This is a genomic window from Emticicia agri, assembly GCF_004168285.1.
Lineage (GTDB): Bacteria > Bacteroidota > Bacteroidia > Cytophagales > Spirosomataceae > Emticicia > Emticicia agri.
Window position 1 is genome coordinate 1 of sequence record NZ_SEWF01000133.1, and the last position, 421, is coordinate 421.

The following is a 421-nucleotide window of genomic DNA, read 5'->3' on the forward strand; positions in this document are numbered from 1 at the left end:
ACTGCTGCACTGGCCGGAGAAATACAACTACCTACTGTACAGGTGGCTGTAATGCTATAAGTGCCTACACTTGAAAGCGTTAAGCTACTGCCTGATGAACCATTCGACCAGTTCACTGTTCCTGCACAACCGCTGGCCGTTAAAGTTAAAGTGCTTGGTGCACACACCACTTTGGGATTTGGTGCATTGATGGTCGGTGCTGCTGGTTGAGCGATAATTTGTAACCCTGTTACTGTTGAACTGGCTGGACTTGTACAAGACCCAACTGTACAGGTCACTGTGATACTAAACGTACCTACATTTGAAAGGATCAGACTGCTACCTGATGAACCATTCGACCAGTTCACTGTCCCTGCACAACCACTGGCGGTTAATGAAAGCGTGTTTGGTGAACAGACTACGTTGGTAGCCGGGGCTGTAA

General features: G+C 48.0%; 1 pseudogene. It reads right to left on the reverse strand.

What is annotated here, in order from left to right:
* Positions 1-421, reverse strand: a pseudogene (locus tag EWM59_RS28040) (hypothetical protein); the annotation flags it as partial.